The 18,013-nt window shown below is 44.8% G+C and carries 21 protein-coding genes and 3 pseudogenes; 17 read left to right on the top strand and 7 right to left on the bottom strand.

All coding sequences use genetic code 11. The features are described from left to right. Window positions 1-242: 242 nt before the first annotated feature. Together NNL21_RS01055 and NNL21_RS01050 are read left to right on the top strand one after the other, a co-directional pair. Window positions 243-830, top strand: a complete 588-nt coding sequence (locus NNL21_RS01055) for a metallophosphoesterase family protein (RefSeq protein WP_204815552.1) — start codon at window positions 243-245, stop codon at window positions 828-830. Window positions 831-1,617: 787 nt separating this feature from the next. Then, window positions 1,618-2,631 carry a phosphotransferase enzyme family protein gene (locus NNL21_RS01050; RefSeq protein WP_204815551.1) on the top strand — a complete coding sequence of 338 codons (1,014 nt, stop codon included), beginning with the start codon at window positions 1,618-1,620 and terminating at the stop codon, window positions 2,629-2,631. A 225-nt stretch (window positions 2,632-2,856) separates the two neighbouring features. Here NNL21_RS01050 and NNL21_RS01045 read toward each other — a convergent pair whose 3' ends face one another. Then, window positions 2,857-3,660: an AraC family transcriptional regulator gene (locus NNL21_RS01045; protein WP_204815550.1), complete on the bottom strand. Its 804-nt coding sequence runs from the start codon at window positions 3,658-3,660 to the stop codon at window positions 2,857-2,859. Between the two features lie 137 nt (window positions 3,661-3,797). On the opposite strand from NNL21_RS01045, the gene NNL21_RS01040 reads away from it, so the two are divergent. Both NNL21_RS01040 and NNL21_RS01035 read left to right on the top strand, forming a co-directional pair. Beyond that, window positions 3,798-5,006, top strand: a complete 1,209-nt coding sequence (locus NNL21_RS01040) for a Gfo/Idh/MocA family protein (RefSeq protein ID WP_256554995.1) — start codon at window positions 3,798-3,800, stop codon at window positions 5,004-5,006. A 143-nt stretch (window positions 5,007-5,149) separates the two neighbouring features. Further along, window positions 5,150-5,647 (top strand): hypothetical protein, encoded by a 498-nt coding sequence (locus NNL21_RS01035; RefSeq protein ID WP_204815548.1) that lies wholly within the window; start codon window positions 5,150-5,152, stop codon window positions 5,645-5,647. A 162-nt stretch (window positions 5,648-5,809) separates the two neighbouring features. Here the strand turns inward: NNL21_RS01035 and NNL21_RS01030 are convergent. From NNL21_RS01030 to NNL21_RS01015, 4 genes and pseudogenes are all read right to left on the bottom strand, one after another. Continuing rightward, window positions 5,810-6,256, bottom strand: a pseudogene (locus NNL21_RS01030) (acetyltransferase). Window positions 6,257-6,387: 131 nt separating this feature from the next. Continuing rightward, the gene (locus tag NNL21_RS01025) at window positions 6,388-6,711 is read right to left on the bottom strand and encodes a DUF2834 domain-containing protein (protein ID WP_204815547.1); all 324 of its coding nucleotides are present in this window, start codon (window positions 6,709-6,711) and stop codon (window positions 6,388-6,390) included. A 216-nt stretch (window positions 6,712-6,927) separates the two neighbouring features. After that, window positions 6,928-8,070, bottom strand: a complete 1,143-nt coding sequence (locus NNL21_RS01020) for a sensor histidine kinase (RefSeq protein WP_204815546.1) — start codon at window positions 8,068-8,070, stop codon at window positions 6,928-6,930. Further along, a complete protein-coding gene (locus tag NNL21_RS01015) occupies window positions 8,067-8,753 on the bottom strand; it encodes a response regulator transcription factor (RefSeq protein WP_204815545.1) in 687 nt (228 codons plus the stop codon). The genes NNL21_RS01020 and NNL21_RS01015 overlap by 4 nt, the downstream gene beginning before the upstream one ends. Window positions 8,754-8,920: 167 nt before the next feature. Between NNL21_RS01015 and NNL21_RS01010 the strand changes: the two genes are divergently transcribed. The 12 genes and pseudogenes from NNL21_RS01010 to NNL21_RS00955 form a co-directional block, all read left to right on the top strand. Further along, on the top strand, window positions 8,921-9,313 hold the full coding sequence (locus tag NNL21_RS01010; RefSeq protein ID WP_204815544.1) for a DUF6223 family protein: 393 nt from the start codon (window positions 8,921-8,923) through the stop codon (window positions 9,311-9,313). Window positions 9,314-9,386: 73 nt separating this feature from the next. Further along, the gene (locus NNL21_RS01005) at window positions 9,387-9,788 is read left to right on the top strand and encodes a DUF6223 family protein (RefSeq protein ID WP_204815543.1); all 402 of its coding nucleotides are present in this window, start codon (window positions 9,387-9,389) and stop codon (window positions 9,786-9,788) included. 222 nt (window positions 9,789-10,010) lie between these two features. Beyond that, complete coding sequence (locus NNL21_RS01000) at window positions 10,011-10,085, top strand: sigma factor (RefSeq protein ID WP_309145309.1); 75 nt, start codon at window positions 10,011-10,013, stop codon at window positions 10,083-10,085. Between the two features lie 41 nt (window positions 10,086-10,126). Continuing rightward, the gene (locus NNL21_RS00995) at window positions 10,127-11,356 is read left to right on the top strand and encodes a cytochrome P450 family protein (RefSeq protein ID WP_204815542.1); all 1,230 of its coding nucleotides are present in this window, start codon (window positions 10,127-10,129) and stop codon (window positions 11,354-11,356) included. A gap of 100 nt (window positions 11,357-11,456) precedes the next feature. Continuing rightward, complete coding sequence (locus NNL21_RS00990; protein ID WP_204815541.1) at window positions 11,457-11,849, top strand: DUF6223 family protein; 393 nt, start codon at window positions 11,457-11,459, stop codon at window positions 11,847-11,849. 353 nt (window positions 11,850-12,202) lie between these two features. Continuing rightward, entirely contained in the window at window positions 12,203-12,601 is a 399-nt protein-coding gene (locus tag NNL21_RS00985) for a DUF6223 family protein (RefSeq protein ID WP_204815540.1), read from the top strand. Window positions 12,602-12,800: 199 nt separating this feature from the next. After that, a pseudogene (locus NNL21_RS00980) lies at window positions 12,801-12,935 on the top strand (site-specific integrase); the annotation flags it as partial. Window positions 12,936-13,249: 314 nt separating this feature from the next. Next, window positions 13,250-14,704, top strand: coding sequence for an alpha/beta hydrolase family protein (locus tag NNL21_RS00975; protein ID WP_204815539.1), 1,455 nt, complete (start codon window positions 13,250-13,252; stop codon window positions 14,702-14,704). 751 nt (window positions 14,705-15,455) lie between these two features. Then, a complete protein-coding gene (locus tag NNL21_RS00970) occupies window positions 15,456-15,872 on the top strand; it encodes an SOS response-associated peptidase (RefSeq protein ID WP_204815538.1) in 417 nt (138 codons plus the stop codon). Further along, entirely contained in the window at window positions 15,820-15,951 is a 132-nt protein-coding gene (locus tag NNL21_RS00965) for a YdeI/OmpD-associated family protein (RefSeq protein ID WP_256554994.1), read from the top strand. Before NNL21_RS00970 ends, NNL21_RS00965 begins: the two co-directional genes overlap by 53 nt. 170 nt (window positions 15,952-16,121) lie before the next feature. Further along, entirely contained in the window at window positions 16,122-16,334 is a 213-nt protein-coding gene (locus tag NNL21_RS00960; protein WP_256554993.1) for a hypothetical protein, read from the top strand. Window positions 16,335-16,346: 12 nt separating this feature from the next. Then, a pseudogene (locus NNL21_RS00955) lies at window positions 16,347-16,475 on the top strand (S-layer homology domain-containing protein); the annotation flags it as partial. 90 nt (window positions 16,476-16,565) lie between these two features. Here the strand turns inward: NNL21_RS00955 and NNL21_RS00950 are convergent. Continuing rightward, window positions 16,566-16,745, bottom strand: coding sequence for a hypothetical protein (locus NNL21_RS00950; RefSeq protein ID WP_204815537.1), 180 nt, complete (start codon window positions 16,743-16,745; stop codon window positions 16,566-16,568). A gap of 89 nt (window positions 16,746-16,834) precedes the next feature. Here NNL21_RS00950 and NNL21_RS00945 point away from each other — a divergent pair, with 89 nt between their 5' ends. Further along, entirely contained in the window at window positions 16,835-17,332 is a 498-nt protein-coding gene (locus tag NNL21_RS00945; RefSeq protein ID WP_204815536.1) for a DinB family protein, read from the top strand. A gap of 174 nt (window positions 17,333-17,506) precedes the next feature. Here NNL21_RS00945 and NNL21_RS00940 read toward each other — a convergent pair whose 3' ends face one another. Next, window positions 17,507-17,968 carry a hypothetical protein gene (locus tag NNL21_RS00940; protein WP_204815535.1) on the bottom strand — a complete coding sequence of 154 codons (462 nt, stop codon included), beginning with the start codon at window positions 17,966-17,968 and terminating at the stop codon, window positions 17,507-17,509. Between the last annotated feature and the right edge of the window lie 45 nt (window positions 17,969-18,013).

The following is an 18,013-nucleotide window of genomic DNA, read 5'->3' as shown; positions in this document are numbered from 1 at the left end:
CAACTTCCGCTACTTCGTATATTCAAATAATTAGTAAAGAAACCAAGGACGACGGGAATCAATTCATAACGGTACGACAAAGATGCAGTTTCATTTGAAATTACAATTAAAGATTTCAATCTCTGGAATTTGATTGAAGTTGATCGGATTTATTTCTCTACATACGAATATAATGACATTCATAAGAAAGTTGATTTACTTACAATTGATTATCCAGCCGAAGTCGAACCGGAGGAGATCGAATGAAAATATTGGTTGTCTCCGATGAGGAATCCAAATTCATTTGGGACCATTTTGATCCTGAAAAGTTCAAGGATGTCCGATTAATCATTTCTTGTGGGGATCTTAAGGCAGCTTATTTATCATTTCTGGTGAGCATGATTCATGCACCACTATTGTATGTACATGGAAACCACGATACGGACTACAAAGTCAATCCTCCTGAAGGATGCGATAGTATTGAAGACAGGATCGTTACGTTCAAAGGAGTTCGTATATTGGGGCTTGGCGGCAGCTTCCGGTATAGCCCAGGTGATTATCAATATACAGAACGGCAAATGAGATGGCGCATAACGAAACTCAAGCCGAAGCTATTGCTTAGCAAAGGTGTAGATATTCTTGTCACTCATGCCCCAGTGTATAAGCTTGGAGATGGGGAAGATTTATGCCATAGAGGATTTGAATGTTTCTCTACATTCATGAACCAGTATAATCCTAAATATTTGCTGCACGGGCATCAGCACTTGAACTATGGAAGAAACCAGCGAATACACCGCTATAAGAACACAGAGATCGTAAATGCTTTTGGATATTATTTTATAGAGGTATAGCAAGAAAGGACTCTCCTGATTCCGCTAAAAGAAGGTAGAGACTACTTACGTCGCGCGGCATGATCTCTACATCGTAACTGTTCGCGCTTAGTCTTCAGGAGTTGAACCTCTATTCAATTGAGCTATAGCATAGCGGCACATATCTTCGGTATTTGCGTATAACGTGGAGCTGGGGCCATGAGCACGATTATAGGGGAATACATCGCTAACAGAGCATCCATAACCGTTCTCCACACCGAGAACATGAGGTGCTGCCAAATGACAATCTGCCTCATGCTTGAGAAACGAACTGCCTCGCATCGATGCCGGTTCTATAATATGCTCCCTCATATATGCTCAAAACTCAACCCTGATACTTTCGCGATGATGTGAATACTTCTCACGTATCTCACCAAGCTAATCGGGGCCGATCCCTTTCATAATCATCTTCATCCGGCATTCCTGATCTGTCATAATGTTCCTGCCAAACCCCTTGGCATATAACATTCGATAATCGTTGATGATCCCGACAGCAAGACCAGGCATAGCTTCATGTTGATGATAACAGCGTTAGTTGGATTTTATCACGACTCATCAGGAGAAGAACGGCTATAACAAAACGATACCCGTCAGTATAGCCAATAGGAGAAGGTGCTGTATTGACTACATTTACCTATTTCAATATGATTGTGAGAGTTTATTTTCGTAGAAGAAAAGAGGGTTCGTATGTCACCAGGCCTATGCTTCAATAGTATGAGGTAATTACAGGATTAAGATTCATAGACATGGATGAGGAGGACTTATTCCTATGGAAAAATCGATTATAGAGATTTTCAATGACCGGCTAGTAGAACTGGCAGCGGCCCAATATGGTGTTAACATGAAGGAACTGAACTATATTGGGGGATTTCAGAACTTCGTATACGAATATCAACTTCAGGGTAAGTCTTATATCTTAAGATTCACCCCAAGCTCTCATCGAACCGTTAACATTGTCCAAGCTGAACTGGATTGGATCCTCTACTTGGCTCGTAACGGAATGTCGGTGTCCATCCCGATCTGTTCCCTGAATGGGGTTATGACTGAAGTAATCGAAGCGTCAGGGATGTATTTTACTGTAGTGTCTTTCGAGAAAGCTGAGGGTAGAAAGATAAGCTATCCCGAATGTCTAGAAGACGTTGTACTCTATGAGAAGCTAGGACGGATGACAGGGAAGATCCATGCTCTATCCAAGCTGTATCAACCTGAGGATGCTTCGGTCAGAAGACAGGAATGGACAGACAATTATTACTTGCAAAACATTGATTTTCTGCCAGACTCACAACTACGCATAAAGGAACGCTATTTGCAATTAGTTAATGAGATTAATAATTTATCACATAAAGAAGATGATTACGGACTCATTCACGGAGATATGGGGGTCGGGAATTTCTTCATTAATGAGCAGGGGGATATCACTCTCTTTGATTTTGATGAAGCGCAGTATAGCTGGTTTGTTGAGGATATCGCGATTCAGCTGTATTATCTTGTTTATGTGTATGGTGATGAGGATGGAAGAGCACTCCGCGAAGAACAAGCACAACGATTCATGAAGCCATTCATGGAGGGCTACCGTTCGGAGAATACGCTGGATGATGATTGGTTGAAACAACTGCCGCTGTTCCTTCAACTTAGAGAGCTGATTGTTTATATTGGAGCTCATCGGAATTATGATGGCGATGAATCATTCAGCCATTCAGATAATCAATGGTTCAAGGATTGGATCGCCGAAAGCAGGAACAGGCTGGAGAACGGTATACCTATTGTTAATATATGGAGTTAGCTGAGGAAGGGCGGGGATCGTGCCGCCCTTTTACATTTTTCTTAGTCAATCAATCTATTAAATTCGTTTCTTCGTTAATCACCATAAGCAGCGATCTCTGACGATTGTCCGATGATTAATGTCATTAACAACCTCGTTTTTCACCATTTACACCTTCGATAGCATCTCATACTTCTTCTGTAAGAGCAGTTTCATAGGAGATTCATCCCTAACAATAAACCCTTTTCACTCTATAGCAGCTTTGGATTGATTTCGATATTCTGTTGGACTTACACCGCCATGATGTTTGAAAAACTTCGTGAAGTACTCCGGATGAATCCCGACATATTCGGCAATTTCATTGATATTCAGCTTCGTGGACAGGAGCAGGGTCGACGCTCTCTCGAATCGCAGCTTCGCAATATATTGCATGGGTGAATACCCCATCATCGTTCGAAACACTTGAATGAAATAATGAGGATGAAAATGGACCAGTCTAGCTAATTCCTCAACCGACAATTTGTCAGCTAAGTGGTGATCGATATATTCCAGCACACGAGTCATGCTTTGTATGGAGGGGTGACCGGAATCATGAAGAGAGACCGAAGGATTCTTCTCAATAAAGTAACATAGCAGCTGGTTCAGTACCGTCTTGGCGCGCAGGATTGAAGTGATTCCCTCGCCTGAGAAACAGCGGTTCAGCTCCTGGAATTGTTCTGCAAGCAGCAGTGTGTCCTCAACCTCAATCACTGGCGCAGTATGCAGCAAATCGAAGAGACGGCTGCCGCCGATCGTGGCGGTAAAATGGCAGAAGTACTTGGCAAAGTTCTCTCCGTTATAGGAAGTAGCCGAAATCTCGGCTCCTGCGGGCAGCAAAATTAATTGTCCGGAGGCAGGAGTGAGGCTTAAGCCGTCCACGCTGATTGAGCATCGTCCGTCAACCATGAAATACAAACGGTTAAAATCATCCTTAATATGGAGATGGGTCCATGCTTCACCGAGTTCTCCGAATGAGGATACGAGAATCCCCGTCTGGAGCTCTTCTTGCATTCTAACCTCCCCTTGCATCTGAATATTTTACCAAGAAGGACGGAATGAATTCCATATGTATTATAACGGATTCATTCTATAGTAAACATAGCTTGAAGGGATAATAATTCGGAAGCGAAGGGAGCTGGCTATACAGTATGACGACTAGTAAAAGTGTGCGCTTGGCTGTTATTGGGGGAAATCGTGGTTCTATGTATACGAAATCGATCGAATTTCTTGAAGGGAAGATCGAGCTTGCCGCTATATGTGATCTGAATGATGAGGTCTTGAAGAGATGGAAGGATAAATACCCGGAGATAAAGACCGTTCACGACTTCAATCACGTACTGGAGGATGATTCGATTGATGCCGTGTTTCTAGCAACCCCGATGATGCTTCATGCCCAGCAAGCCGTACAGGCCATGAAGGCCGGCAAGCATGTTCTATGCGAGGTAGCCGCTGCCCATACGCTGGAGGACTGTTGGGAGCTTGTCGAGACGGCCGAGCAGACAGGTAAGATTTATATGATGACGGAGAATTTCTGCTACTTCCGCCAGAACATGATGATTAAGAATATGACCGATCAACAGGTGTTCGGAGATCTTACCCATGCGGAATGCGGCTATATTCACGATCTGAGGAGCGCAACGCATACAGCGGATGGCAGCTTGACATGGAGAGGCCAAATGCTGAAGGACTATAACGGCAATAACTACCCGACCCATTCGCTTGGGCCGGTAGCGCAGTGGCTGGGCATTCACCGCGGCGATGCCTTTGATTACATGACCACGTTCGTGTCGAAGCCTTCTTCCCAAAGCGGTTATTTCGGCGAGATATTCGGAACAGAGCATCCGGGGGCTAAGCCTGAATATTGGAAGCAGGGCGATTCATCCTTAACGTTAATTCGCACGAAGCAAGGTGCGGTTATCTATTTGCGCAACGACTTTTCTTCGGCTAGACCGTTTAATTATGCCCACTATGGACTGCAAGGTACTAAGGGCGCTTTTCTCTCGGCTCGCAGCTCGGCGGAGAACCCGCTTGTCTGGCTTGATGATCGTTCGCCTGAGAAATCATATACCGGCTTAGTGGAGTGGACATCACTGTGGGATTATGCATCTGAATTCGAACATCCATCGTGGAAAAAGGATAAGGAAAAAGCCGAAGAGGCAGGATTTAACGGGGATTATTTTGTAATAGAAGAATTCGCTTCAGCCATACTCGAAGACCGGCGCCCGGAGATTGACGTCTATGATTCGGTAGCGATGAGCTGTGTGTTCCCGCTCTCCGTTCAATCGGTAGAAGCACATGGCAAGCCTGTAGCTTTTCCGGATTTCACCAAGAACAGGTCTTCATACCGATATCGATAAGGAGTTGTCGAACAAGATGAAATTAGCCTTATCGAAACAAGGAAGGATATTATGAAGAACTTCTGCATATTGCAAACGAGAATCTAAAAAGAGATCAGTATGATCAAGAGAATGCGAATAAAATTATTCAATTAGTTTTAAGCTTGGAAGATAATGACGATGTAATCAAATACTTTCACAAAATTCCTGACAGGTTAGTTTTCGCCTTTTCCAGTAGCCTAGCTACTGAATTTTTGCCATTGCTTAATAAATACCGGCTGGCGATTAATGAACAAATTACTGGATACACGTTTGAGTTTGCTGAGACAGTAGCCCAAAAGATGATAGGTGTATACAATTATGCTTCATTACCTGATATCAAGAGACACGCTATCCTGAGCACACTATATGCAGCTGTAAAGCTAAATCGATGGGCCGCTATGGGGCTTTTTGACAAGATGTTAACAGGAGTCAAAGAGGAGCAAGAAGCGTATGCTATTGCAGCTGGGTTAAGAGAGGACGTTGATTGCTATATGCGTCTTTATGATAGAAGCCCCAAAAAGGATTTACACCCAGCAATACAAGTTGTTTGGGAGTTGTGCGAAAAAAAGGAAAGAGAACGTAGAGAAAAACTTTCAACTTTAGCGGATTTATTTTCTTAAATCTATGACTTGATTGCTTGTCGCCGGAAAGTTCGATTACACCGGTCCGGACTGGATGGAGCAGGGCCAATCAGCGGCGGACTAGGACTTGAAAGTCTAAACCAAGGAGCAGCTGCCGCGGCAAACTGCTCCTAGTTTCGTTCAACTATAGTACCCTTTAGCTTAACTTTTTAACTCCAAGTGAAGTAGAGGAAATGGTTGACCTGAGTTGTCCAGTTCTGATCGTCCAACCTGTACAAATCCAAGCCTTTTGTAAAATGCGTACGCTCCATCATTTTGCTCATTAACATCAACTTGAAGATTCCTTCCTTTTATTTTTATAGCGTGATTAATTAATCTGCTACCTATACCTTTCCCGTGGTATTTGGGGTCTACGAATAGCATCTCTATCATGGTTCCGTTACGCCCGATAAATCCTATCGGTTCTGCATCTTCATTAAATTCCACCCAAATCTCTCCTTCTTTTAGAGCTCCATTTTTAACCATGTCATGTTAAAACTGAATATCCTTTTCCGTCAGAAATGTATGGGTATGAACAACAGCCTTATGCCAAATATCCACTAATCTATCATGATCTTTTTCTTGATAAGCTACAATTCCGTATGTCATTATTCATCCTCCGTTAGATCAATAATACATCTTACTTTTTTATAAAATGCTGCTTGAGAACATCCAGTGCCATAAGTTCCAGTTTCACAGGAAAGCTAACGTTCTCCTTTAGTTTAACAAATTTGCTTAGTTCAGCCTTGTAATTTCCTCTCCATGTGTATTTCACGAAGTAATAAAAATAAAGGAAAGCCTAATGAGACACCTACTACAAGCGTACCGACAATCGGTAACCATAAAAACCTCATACCACTTCTTTTGCCTTCAAAGAGAATGAACCCGATAAGTACAATTGCTGAAACTAAAACATCCATCCATGCAAATGATCCAATTCGCGTTTGGGTTATTTCTCCTATTAATTGAGACGGATCAAGACCATTCTGTATGATCCAAGGAAGAAATTGCGAATATGGCAACACAACTCCCAAAACCACCAATATTCCATAAAAGTATTTCAATAAATATCCTCCCCGAATACGAGCAAAATTTAACAGCCTATATATTCTGAATGTCCTCTAAACCGTAAGAGTTATTTGTTTCTGTAATCGCCACTCCCAAATATTGAATATATCCCTTTAGTATTTCTCTATATTCTATCTATTTTCCTTCCGGATCCCAGGGGCAATCATAAAGAGGAAGTCCTGCATGTTTCTGCGCCGGAGTTGTCAATTTTTTTAAATCCCATTGCCTTTAGGTAGATATACGGTAAATATAGTACCTTCATCAGGCTGACTCGCAACGCGGATGAAACCGCCATGGGCTCTTACAAAATGATGGACGATGGATAATCCGAGCCCCGTACCGCCTGTATGCCGCGAGCGCGCTTCGTCTACGCGGTAAAATCGATCGAATAGGTGGGGCAACCTTTCCGCAGGTATTCCGATGCCGGTATCAATCACCGAGACACGTGCAAAGAACGCATTCCGATCAACGACCCGGTCTTCGATTTCAACCGTAATCTTCCCTCCACGAGGCGTGTAACGAATCGCATTGATCAGCAAATTAATGAAAACCTGCGTGATCCGTTTCGCATCGGCCATCACGGTAACCGGCTTTGAAATCGTATAGAGGCGAATTTCCAATCCGTTTTCTTCCGCTTCGTATTTCACGTCGTCCACGATTCGTTCTAGGTGTACCGTCAGATCGAGCGGTTTGCGATCGAGCGATAACCGGCCCGCTTCGGCGAGCGACAATACATGAAGTTCGTCCACAAGCTGGCTGAGCCGAATTACCTCATCGTGAAGTCGAAGCAGCATTTCCGGCTGGACATGATGACCGGCCTGCTGATAATTTTCCAGTTTAAGCTGCATAACGGACAGCGGCGTGCGAAGCTCGTGAGCAACATCGGCCACCAATCGTCTGCGGGCTTCTTCGGCTTCATGCAGACGAAACGTCATATCATTGAACGTTTGGGCAACTTTCCCATATTCATCTTTTGTGTCTATAGGAACTTTGACGCTCAGGTCTCCCTGCGCCACACGCTCGATGGCGGCTATCAGCTTTTTGAGCGGGCGGGTTAGCACCCCTGAGATCCAAAAACTGAAGAACAACCCGAGCACAACAAAAAAGAACAAACGCACGCCGTTCGTGACGGAGAGCAGCGTATTCAGCCGCGTATGGTCAAGGAAATAAGCTTTAAAGATTTCGACTTGCTCTGCGGGCGTGGCACGCAAATTGTCAGCATCGATTTGTTCCCTTTGAAATTGATCGATCAAGTTGCTCATGTAGACTTGCGTTGTCAGAGAGAAAGTGAAACTTACAATGAGCACGATCAGTCCCATATAGGCAAATATTTTCATCCGCACCGTCATCTTCATGAATGTTCACCGAAGCGATAACCGAAACCATATACCGTTTGAATATATCGAGGATGGGCAGGATCGTCTTCCAGTTTGTGGCGAAGGTTTCGGATATGGGAATCCATCGTCCTTTCGTATCCCATGTACTCATCCTCCAAAGCAGCCTTTAACAATTGCAAACGGCTAAAGACAATGCCGGGATGACCAGCCAGTATCAACAAAATTTTGAATTCGGTAGGTGTTAATTGGATTTCCTGACCGTCTTTGAATACCTGACATTTAGCCTCGGAAATGATCAAGTTGTCTCTTTCCAAGAACATCGACCTATCTTCAGGCCCGCGTAAGCGGCGAAGTAAAGCTCGGATGCGCGAAGCGAGCTCGCGCAAGCTGAACGGCTTCGTCAAATAATCATCCGCGCCGATTTCCAGACCGACAATTTTATCCGATTCATCCGATCGTGCCGTGACCATAATAATGCCGCAATGCGAGGTTTGCCTTATTTCGCGGCATACGTCGAGTCCGCTTTTCTCCGGGAGCATCCAATCAAGCACGACGAGATCAGGCCGTTCAGACCGGGCAATCATGAGCGCTTCCTTGCCGGTACAGGCAGTCAATACCCGGAACCCTTCACGATGCAAATAGGTCTGCATCTCCTCCAGCATGCCCGGTTCGTCCTCCACAAGCAACAATTTCGGTTCCATTCCCATCACATCTTTCCCTTTAGTCTGCTTTGACGAGAGTTATATCGCTTACCGAAATTATACCGTGATTTGGTAGGTCCTTAAAGAAATCCACGCAAAGAGAGGAAGATCTGCATAAGTTCTCGACATTTGTTGTGTAAACTGGATGTGAAAGGAGAGAAATCATCGTGAAAATAAAACTCGTTTCATTCATAATCCTTTGTACATTTTTACTTGTGCCGACGATTGCCTTTGCTGAAGGGACTGGTGTTGGTTATGGTAGTATCACCCCTGGGCGGCTCTTGACTTTCGCGGCTGGGTTGATTGGGCTAAGCAGCGCGGTTGTTGCTGGGATTGCTCTTGCCCGTCCAACCAATCGTTTTGCCACTGGTCAATGGCCTGTTCTGTCCATCGTGTTGAGTCTGTTTTGTGTGCTTCTCTCCATGTTTCATCTAGCCGTTACGCCTGCTGGTTTTGGTGCTGGCAACGGGCGTGCTGGAGCGATCATAGCGATTGTGATTGGGCTGATCGGCTTGGTGCTCGCTGGAATGGCTTGGTTCCGCTCTCTTCGTGACAAATAATTCGAATATTTTTTCTGTTTCTCTTAAGAACGTGCAGTTAGTTTGTAAACTGGTCGTGAAAGGAAGGGTAGGCATGAAAATAAAACTCGTTTCATTTGTAATCCTTTGTACATTTTTACTTGTGCCGACGATTGCCTCAGCTGACTCAGCTGAACAAGTCTACGGTTTTACTCCCGCACGAATCAAGATCCTCGTGACCGTGGTGATGGGGTTGGGCAGTGTGGGTATCGCTTGGTTGTCTTTGGCCCGTGCCTCTGATCGTTCTGGCAAAGGTAATTGGAGAATTGCGACCCTCGTGGCCATCGCGTTGGCATTGATTTCCTTTTTTATCGCTGGGCCGCATTTTGTTTACACTACCGGCGATATTGGTTCCGGTAACGGGCGAGGTGGTGCCGCCTTTGTCGTCATACTGTCGATCATCACGATCGTCCTCTCTGGAATGGCTTGGTTCGCCTCCCGATATCGCACTAGCTGAACCGAAATACAAGCCATTTCATAAACCAAATATGGCGAATGAACAGAGTGACGAGGCGATGTTCGGTGGTAAGCGTGGCGAAACTTGTTTCTGAGCGAAGCGAGTTTTTCACACAAAGTGTACGAGTTTCGCTATGGCGCTAAAGCGCCAAGTCTCACTATGGTGCACCGTCCACAGCACAGCGACCCAAAACGGACGATGCAAGTATAACTTAACAGAGCGCTGCTGTTTACACTGGCTTATCAGTTGACAGGCTCTGCAGAAGACGCGGAAGATGTAGTGCAGGATGTTTGTTAACGCGTGTGTGTACAGAATAAACATGAAAGGGAGATCGAACCATGTCAATTTCGAATCATAAAGCACCTCTACTCGATTTGTTTTCTTCTGAATTTAAAGGTAAAGCCTATTCTTTTTACACAAGACTCAGGGAAAATGAGCCCGTTTATCGTTTCATGCTTCCTAACGGTCAAATTGCTTGGCTCATTACACAATACGAAGATGCACAGGCAGCATTAAAAGACAATCGGTTTATTAAGAATCCACATACACTGTTGAGCCAAGAACAAATGAACAAATTGATTCCCATGCTGGAAAGGGATTTACTCATTAACAATATGGCGCTCTCTGATCCCCCAGATCATACCCGCTTGCGTAACTTAGTTCAAAAAGCTTTCACGCCAAAAATGATCAAGGAATTGCGTGGTCGAATTCAAGAGATCACTGACACGTTACTAGATGAGATTCAAGACAAAGGGAAAATGAATGTAATTGATGAGTTTGCTTTCCCTTTACCTATCATTGTGATTTTTGAAATGTTGGGAATTCCTACAAAAGACCGTGATCAGTTCCGAGAATGGTCTAACGTAATAATTGAGGCTATTACTATTGACATCCCCGAGAAAATGCAGGAGGCTCTCCCAAAGATTCAGTCTTTAATTAAATACATTGGTCATCTGATTGAAGAGCGGCGAAAAGATCCAACTGAAGACCTTGTTAGTGCTTTGATTCAAGCTGAGACTGAGGGAAAAAAACTTACAGAAAATGAATTGTATTCAATGATTTTTTTGCTCATTATTGCTGGATATGAAACGACGGTTAATTTGATTGGAAATGGTGTATTAGCTTTGTTGCAGCATCCAGAACAATTGGAAAAGCTCAAAAGTAATCCTGAACTTATCTCATCTGCGATTGAAGAAATATTACGTTTCTACGGACCTGTAGAGTTAGCGACTAGTCGATGGGCAGGTGAAGATGTTCTGTTACATGAGAAGATGATACGTAAAGGAGATATGATTGTAGTGGCTTTAGCTTCCGCTAACCGTGATGAGACACAGTTTAAAAATCCGGATCTATTTGATATTACTAGAAAGAACAACTGTCATCTTGCCTTCGGTATGGGAATTCACTACTGTCTGGGTGCTCCACTAGCACGACTGGAAGGTCAGATTGCCCTTCTCACTTTACTGCGCAGAATGCCCAATCTTCGTCTGAATACAGATGCTGAAACGTTGAAATGGCGTCCAACTTTTGTGATGCGTGGATTAATTGAATTACCAGTTGTGTTTTAATGTTTGGAGTAGGTTCTGCTCTAAGCAAAATGATTCAGACAGCCAAATCATTATCCAATCTACGAACAATTGTAAACTGATCGTGAAAGGAAGGGTAGGCATGAAAATAAAACTCGTTTCATTTGTAATCCTTTGTACATTTTTACTTGTGCCGACGATTGCCTTTGCTGAAAACAAAGTCGGATATGTAATGACGACCGGGCGAATCTGGTCCACGGTAGACGCGTTTGTGGGGCTGATGAACGCAATCTTTGCTGGGCTGTCTCTATCCCGCTCCATCCGTCGTATTGGCAATGGTGGGCGAAACGGGGCCATCATATCCGTAGTGGTGGCGCTGATCGTCATTGTCTATGCTTTAATTCATATGACCATGTTCCCTGGTGATTTCGGCACTGGCGACGGAAGAGCTGCGGCTGTCATCGCCTTCGTGACGGGGATCATTAGCATAGTTCTTGCCGGTATCACTCTGATCCGCTCCCGCCGTGCTGGCTGACCTAAATGGGCTGAATTTATCCTTAGGTAAAAGGTTATCTGGTTAATCCAAACCCAGATAACCTTTTTTGATAAAAAATAAAAAACGCTTTACATACCACTCATATTTCGCGCGATCAACGAAGTGCCACTGAGCATATTTAACCAGCCGTTTTAAATTTATTTCTTAGAAGGCCCACACAACGTATTGAATGAATAACAGATTTCAACATCGATTTTTCACTACTCTCCCATCACTTTAAAGAAATCCACGTAAACAGAGGAAAATCTGCATAAGTTTTCGACATTTGTTGTGTAAAGTGAAAGCTGATATAGATTCAGTTTGTAAAAACAATAAAGAGGAGGAATGAGCATATGAAAATGAAACTAGTTTCATTCGGAATACTTTGTACAATTCTACTGATACCAACGATTGCTTCTGCTGAAATGGTTGGCGGTGGTGATGAAATGACCATCGAACAACTCAAGGCAATCGTGGTCGTGGTAATAGGGCTGATCAGCGTAGTCATCAGTGGGGTGGCTCTGGCCCGTTCCATCGGTCTTTTCGGCAACGGCAACGGACGAAACTGGGCCATCGTAGCCATCGTGATAGCTGTGTTCAGCATCTATGTCGGTGGGCGGCATCTTTTCGACGCCACTGGTTTTTTCGGCACTGGCTACGGGCAAGCTGGGTCCATCGTAGCCATAGTGTTGGGGCTAATTGGCGTGGTTCTCGCTTGTCTGATTCTAGTCCGCTCCCGTCGCAGAAGCTGACCTAACAATGGGAACGGTTTTCTCGATTGCTGGTGTCAGCTATGCTGGAGAAATAACCACTCTGGGTGTCCAGTAATAAGAATTTTGCTCGACATAAGATATTTCAGAAGGGTGGGCGGGAAACCATTTTGGTGTGAGTGACAGGAAGCAAGCGGGTGTTTGTCATCTTGGAAAACATGAAAACTGACCAATTATATTCCACTATTTTTTATTTTTTATGGGGGTAAATTCGGGCCTTAGGATCAGTGACATTTTGCCGCTGTGTGTGTGGGATGTGAAGTCGGCTACGCATCTCAAGGTGCGGGAGAAAAAGACTGGAAACACCTGGCGCATTTTGGCTAAAAAACGAAATCCCAAAGTATTGCCGTTACACTATTGGATTCGGATTATTTGTTTCCTTCCCAGAATGGGGATAAGCCGCTTAGTTGTGTATAAGCTTGGAATATTATTAAGCCAACTGGAACGATACGCATTTATTGAAAATCTTAGCTCTCGTTTTCAAAGCCTAATGCGTTTGCCCTGGTTCGATAAGCCTGAAGGAAGCTTTTTTCGTAACGAATCTCCATTTTACTTTTCTTTCATCCAACTTGATATTACAGATCTATTAGCAAAAATTTTTTTGGTTAGTAACCAGTATGGGGTGATGTGATGAGACTTATTGAAATAATACTACTGTTTTCCAATTTACTGGCTTTTTTTGCCTTGGTAATCCCATTGCAACGGTCAATAAAGTGGGTACGATATTTGGCTCTCGTCCTGCTGCCAATAGCCGGTGTTCAGGTACTGGTGGAGGGTTCGCGCTGGGGGATGATCCCAGCTTATATCATGAGTGGGATACTCTTCGTGGCCTGGCTAGCTAAAAATATTGTGCGAAAGCCTATACTTGGTGGAACAAGTATGATTAGGCGACTTGCTTTCGGTTTTACTATTGGTCTAGGAGCACTGGGACTGATAGTTTCTTCCGCTCTACCGATTCTTTTTCCTGTATTCCACTTACCACAACCGTCAGGACCTAACCAAATCGGTACATTGACCTATCATTGGGTAGATAAAACTCGCCCGGAGATTTTCACAGATGATCCCAATGATCGTCGTGAGATCATGGTACAGATTTGGTATCCAGCCAAAGGAAATCTATCATCGCCGTACGCTCCCTACATTCAGGAGACGGACTCCCTAGCATCACTTGCCCACATGTTAGGTTTTCCGGGGTTTATCTTTGAGCAATTTAAATACGTTCAAACTCATGCTATTCCTTCTGCAACTGTGTCGACAGATGAGTCTAAATATCCAGTGCTAATTTTCTCAGCTGGACGTGGAGGTTTTCGTCAAGAAAGCACCCATATGTTTGAGGAGTTGGCGTCACATGGCTACATTGTGGCTTCCATCGATCATCCTTACTCCTCTAGCGGAGTAGTATTTCCTGATGGTCGTTTGATACCCCTCGACTCTCGCCTTCTTCCCGGGCCTCAGAGTGGTATACCAGCTGATCGCGAATTCTTTGATAACATTGTTATACCCTATCTCGCTAAAGACGTTATTTTTTCACTTGATCAACTCACAGCCTTAAACCAATCTGATCCGAGAGGAATCCTGACTGGACGATTGGATCTTAAGCACGTTGGTATGTTTGGACCTTCAATGGGTGGTCATGTAGGTGCCGAAGCCAGTTACTTAGAACCTCGTTTGCGTGCCTTCATAGCAATGGATGTTCATATGCCTGCCAATGTGGTTCGTTCTGGTTTAAAGCAACCAACCATGTTTATCAGTCGTGAAGCTAAGTGGATGAAGATGGAAGGGTGGTCGAAAGAGGATATAGATAAAACTCAAATAACTATGAGATCGGTTTACAAGAAACTGCCGAAAGACGGTTACTTAGTTTTAATACCTGGCACTTTTCACGTAAACTTTTCCGATGCGCCACTTTTCTCACCACTGATGTCGTGGGCAGGCCTAACCGGACCAATCGATGGAGATCGGGCAAACAATATTATTGATTCTTACACATTGGCGTTCTTTGATAAGTACCTAAAGGATCTACCATCAAAACTGCTTGATGGACCACCAAAACAATATCCTGAAGTGCACTTTGAAAAGCGGTGATCCTAGGTGGCACTAGGAAATCTTCTTGATCGCCTGATCGTCTACATGTATTAACGTTGGTCGGTCGGATGGAGGAAATAGGGGAGAACTCAGCAACCGCAGTTCATGATTATTATTTAGTGGCATCTGATGCAGTCAATAAGCCGGAAAATCCAATGGAATATGCAGCTTCTTTCTTGTGTCACAGGCTTGATCTTCCTGATATATTTTTGGGCTGAAGAGAAACCCTTGCTTAACACTTCAAAGCGAACTATGGATGGATCTTGCAGGCCGTCTATAAGATCTTGGACTACATTCATGAAGATGTCCCCCAGTGACTCATTCTAAATGGACGCTTTTTTAGAGTTTTGCTATTTATAAGTGACCTTCCAATATGGTGCAAGTCGGTGCCAATATAATGTTGTTTCTTTGATATAAAAAACGGCGAGATAAAAATACAAATGACGACGATGATTACTAAAAGTTTTTTCTAACTCGTCCCTCTCTTAAATCCAATTTGTTTTTCCTAATTCGATTTGATAATAGAAAATCCTTTTAAAAGTCTATGTGGTAATTTATTGAAAGTATCCTGCCCGTTAGCTCAACGAGGCTGCCGTCTCAGGATATTAGATCAATGCTATTCTCCGTTATTCTGCCCGTTATCCTAATCTTAACTGCGCCTACTACTTTTTATGTTGGTTATGTTTTGCCAATCGCGTGTTTAAAGCTTGGCTGTCGGGTAAGTAGGAAGAGTAGGAGGGATGGATCATGTGTGGTCGATTTACAATCACAGCAGGGATCGATTTTGAATGCCTTCGCCGTGGATGAAATGAACATGGAGTATGCCAAACGGTATAATGTAGCGCCGACACAGTTGGTCCCTTGCGTAGTCGAACGGGAAGGTAAGCGGATCCTGGAAGCTTATCGCTGGGGGCTGATACCGTTTTGGAGCAAAGATACGAAGATTGGATATAAAACAATTAATGCACGTGCCGAAGGGATTGAGAAGAAACCAGCGTTTCGCCATTTACTGAAGCGCAATCGTATTCTTGTTGTAAGCGATGGCTTTTACGAATGGCGGAAGGAGGATGACCGGAAGCAGCCGTTTCGGTTTCAGCTGAAATCACAGGGCGTTTATGGCTTCGCTGGTCTTTTACAGCAACAGGCGGCGATTGGTCCTCTCGATTGAGGAAGCGAAGACAGCGGAGACGAGGCAAAGACGGATCGATAAGGCGGTTACCATGTTAAAGGAAGGCCGGTCGCAGTAATGCTTCACGGGATCTCAACGATTTTTCTTATGATCAAACACCGGTGACAGGCATACAATCACTACGGTAGACAGGTAGATGTTCACCGTATTGCAGGTGAGACCAGACATTAGCTTGGCTTCACAGCTGGCGCTGTTACATAGGCTGCCTCGATGACATCAATTGGGAGGGTGATAACGGCTGGTACAACCGCAGGTCAAGAATACGGCGGACAGTTCAAGCTTGTTCTCAAAGACAGCAGATTTCACCAGACCTTGGCAGGAATTAAGGATGGAAGCCGTCTACAGAAAGCAGTGAGCGTCATCAAACGACCAAATGAGCGATGTGAGGAGAGAGTTGAAGAAGAACTGGAGAAGCAAGTCTTTCAATGTGCGGCTGCTTAGTGGGCGAAGCCCTATGTTGCAGCAGCCTTCAAAGCCGGCCTGGTTACGGGACGCCCTGGCAATCTGTTCGCACCGCAGGAGCCTACGACACGAGCCGAAGCGGTAACCTTGTTGATGAGAATGCTGGAATACAAAGAATGAATACCAATATGGTTGATGGAGGCATGCAGAAAGTGTGACTATGAGTTCGTTTGTTCATTAGCATTCATAATCACATCTTCCGCAACGACTTCAGTCCAGGCTGCCGATATGCTCGGCAGCCTGGACTACTTCCTTGAAACGCTTGCCTTCACAGACGTCCCAAGGCAGATTGGCGTCGTTCAGAAGAGCGAGGTTGATGTAGAAGATGACGCCAGCACCTTGGCAGTTGTCGCAGGCTCCCTTGGAGTTAAAGCTGTACCGTCGGTACATTCCGAACGAACGAAGTTAAACGACGTGGAAGAGCTTTCCGCTCGACCGGAATTTATAGTATGCTTAACCATAAGAGAGGAGAGGAATTTATGGTCAAACAACTGATCGTCGGCGATGCAACGCATGAACTGGCCACTACGCGCCGAATTCTGGAACGCTTGCCCGAGGAGCATATGTCGTGGAAGCCGCACGAGAAATCGATGACGCTCGGAGGGCTGGCCACGCACCTGACCAACCTGCTGAACTGGCAAATCGCGATTTTTCAGTACCCGGAGTTCGATCTTTCGACCGTGCCGCTGCGGCGGGAGCCATTGGAGAAACGCGCTGACCTTCTGGAGGAATTCGACGCGAACGTCGGCAAGTTTGAAAAGCTGCTCGCCGAATGTGATGAGAAAACGCTCGGGGAGGAATGGACGCTGCGACACGGCGACCATATCATCCTCCGCGAGCCGCGGGCGATCGCGCTCCGCACCTTCGGATTAAGCCACATGGTCCACCACCGGGCGCAGCTCGGGGTATATTTGCGGCTTCTCGATATTCCGGTGCCGGGCATATACGGTCCCTCGGCCGACGAGGAAGCCCAATGAACTAAGTTACTCGAATCGATACGCGCCAAACAGTCGCAGGGCACCGGCATGACCCCCGGTACTCTGCGACTGTTTTTTATTATCGTCGAATTTCACCTTTAGGAATACGCAGATTGATATCCTTCAGATTGTTATCCCGTGTGCCGCGGATTTCGATATAAGGTCTGCTCATCATTATGTCATTCTGATCATGGTTGATTCATAACCGCCACCGCCGGGGTAGACCCAAGAACCACGATTGGTATTGCCGTCTGCGCTGAAGGATCCCTTGAAGTAGGCAGGTGAGCCCTTAGCTCCAGCCCAGATCATCAGGATGTCTCCATCCATTTCGTAGACGTAATCAAACGTGTTACCAACACTATCATAATAGCGGGACATAATGTCCTGGCTAGGCTGTTCACCAAAAGGCTGCAAATGCCCGATGAGTTCAATACCTTTCACGTCTTGGCCGAATTGCTTTAGGTCGACACGCTGGATCAAGAAGAATCCGCCTTCCATCCACTCATAGGTTACGGTTCCTTCTGCGCCACCGCTGACCTCCCAAGTACCAACTAAGCGGTCTAGCGCTTTGAGATCAGAATTTGGCGTCGGTAGTTGTTGTTGGTGCTCTTGAGCTTGTACGTTCTCGTCCTTCATTGGAATTCTCCTCTCAGAACTATATATTGTTCATTCGAATTTGTG

It is taken from the genome of Paenibacillus mendelii (genome assembly GCF_024498075.1).
GTDB classification, from domain to species: Bacteria; Bacillota; Bacilli; order Paenibacillales; family Paenibacillaceae; genus Paenibacillus_Z; species Paenibacillus_Z mendelii.
This window is presented reverse-complemented; position numbering and strand designations above follow the sequence as displayed.

Excerpts from the sequence above, each read along its gene's own strand:
- NNL21_RS01055 (WP_204815552.1), top strand. The coding sequence starts at position 243 with ATGAAAATATTGGTTGTCTCCGATGAGGAATCCAAATTCATTTGGGAC.
- NNL21_RS01050 (WP_204815551.1), top strand. The coding sequence starts at position 1,618 with ATGGAAAAATCGATTATAGAGATTTTCAATGACCGGCTAGTAGAACTG.
- NNL21_RS01045 (WP_204815550.1), bottom strand. The coding sequence starts at position 3,660 with ATGCAAGAAGAGCTCCAGACGGGGATTCTCGTATCCTCATTCGGAGAA.
- NNL21_RS01040 (WP_256554995.1), top strand. The coding sequence starts at position 3,798 with ATGACGACTAGTAAAAGTGTGCGCTTGGCTGTTATTGGGGGAAATCGT.
- NNL21_RS01020 (WP_204815546.1), bottom strand. The coding sequence starts at position 8,070 with ATGAAGATGACGGTGCGGATGAAAATATTTGCCTATATGGGACTGATC.
- NNL21_RS01015 (WP_204815545.1), bottom strand. The coding sequence starts at position 8,753 with ATGGAACCGAAATTGTTGCTTGTGGAGGACGAACCGGGCATGCTGGAG.
- NNL21_RS01005 (WP_204815543.1), top strand. The coding sequence starts at position 9,387 with ATGAAAATAAAACTCGTTTCATTTGTAATCCTTTGTACATTTTTACTT.
- NNL21_RS00995 (WP_204815542.1), top strand. The coding sequence starts at position 10,127 with ATGTCAATTTCGAATCATAAAGCACCTCTACTCGATTTGTTTTCTTCT.
- NNL21_RS00990 (WP_204815541.1), top strand. The coding sequence starts at position 11,457 with ATGAAAATAAAACTCGTTTCATTTGTAATCCTTTGTACATTTTTACTT.
- NNL21_RS00985 (WP_204815540.1), top strand. The coding sequence starts at position 12,203 with ATGAAAATGAAACTAGTTTCATTCGGAATACTTTGTACAATTCTACTG.
- NNL21_RS00975 (WP_204815539.1), top strand. The coding sequence starts at position 13,250 with ATGAGACTTATTGAAATAATACTACTGTTTTCCAATTTACTGGCTTTT.
- NNL21_RS00965 (WP_256554994.1), top strand. The coding sequence starts at position 15,820 with ATGGCTTCGCTGGTCTTTTACAGCAACAGGCGGCGATTGGTCCTCTCG.
- NNL21_RS00950 (WP_204815537.1), bottom strand. The coding sequence starts at position 16,745 with ATGTACCGACGGTACAGCTTTAACTCCAAGGGAGCCTGCGACAACTGC.
- NNL21_RS00945 (WP_204815536.1), top strand. The coding sequence starts at position 16,835 with ATGGTCAAACAACTGATCGTCGGCGATGCAACGCATGAACTGGCCACT.
- NNL21_RS00940 (WP_204815535.1), bottom strand. The coding sequence starts at position 17,968 with ATGAAGGACGAGAACGTACAAGCTCAAGAGCACCAACAACAACTACCG.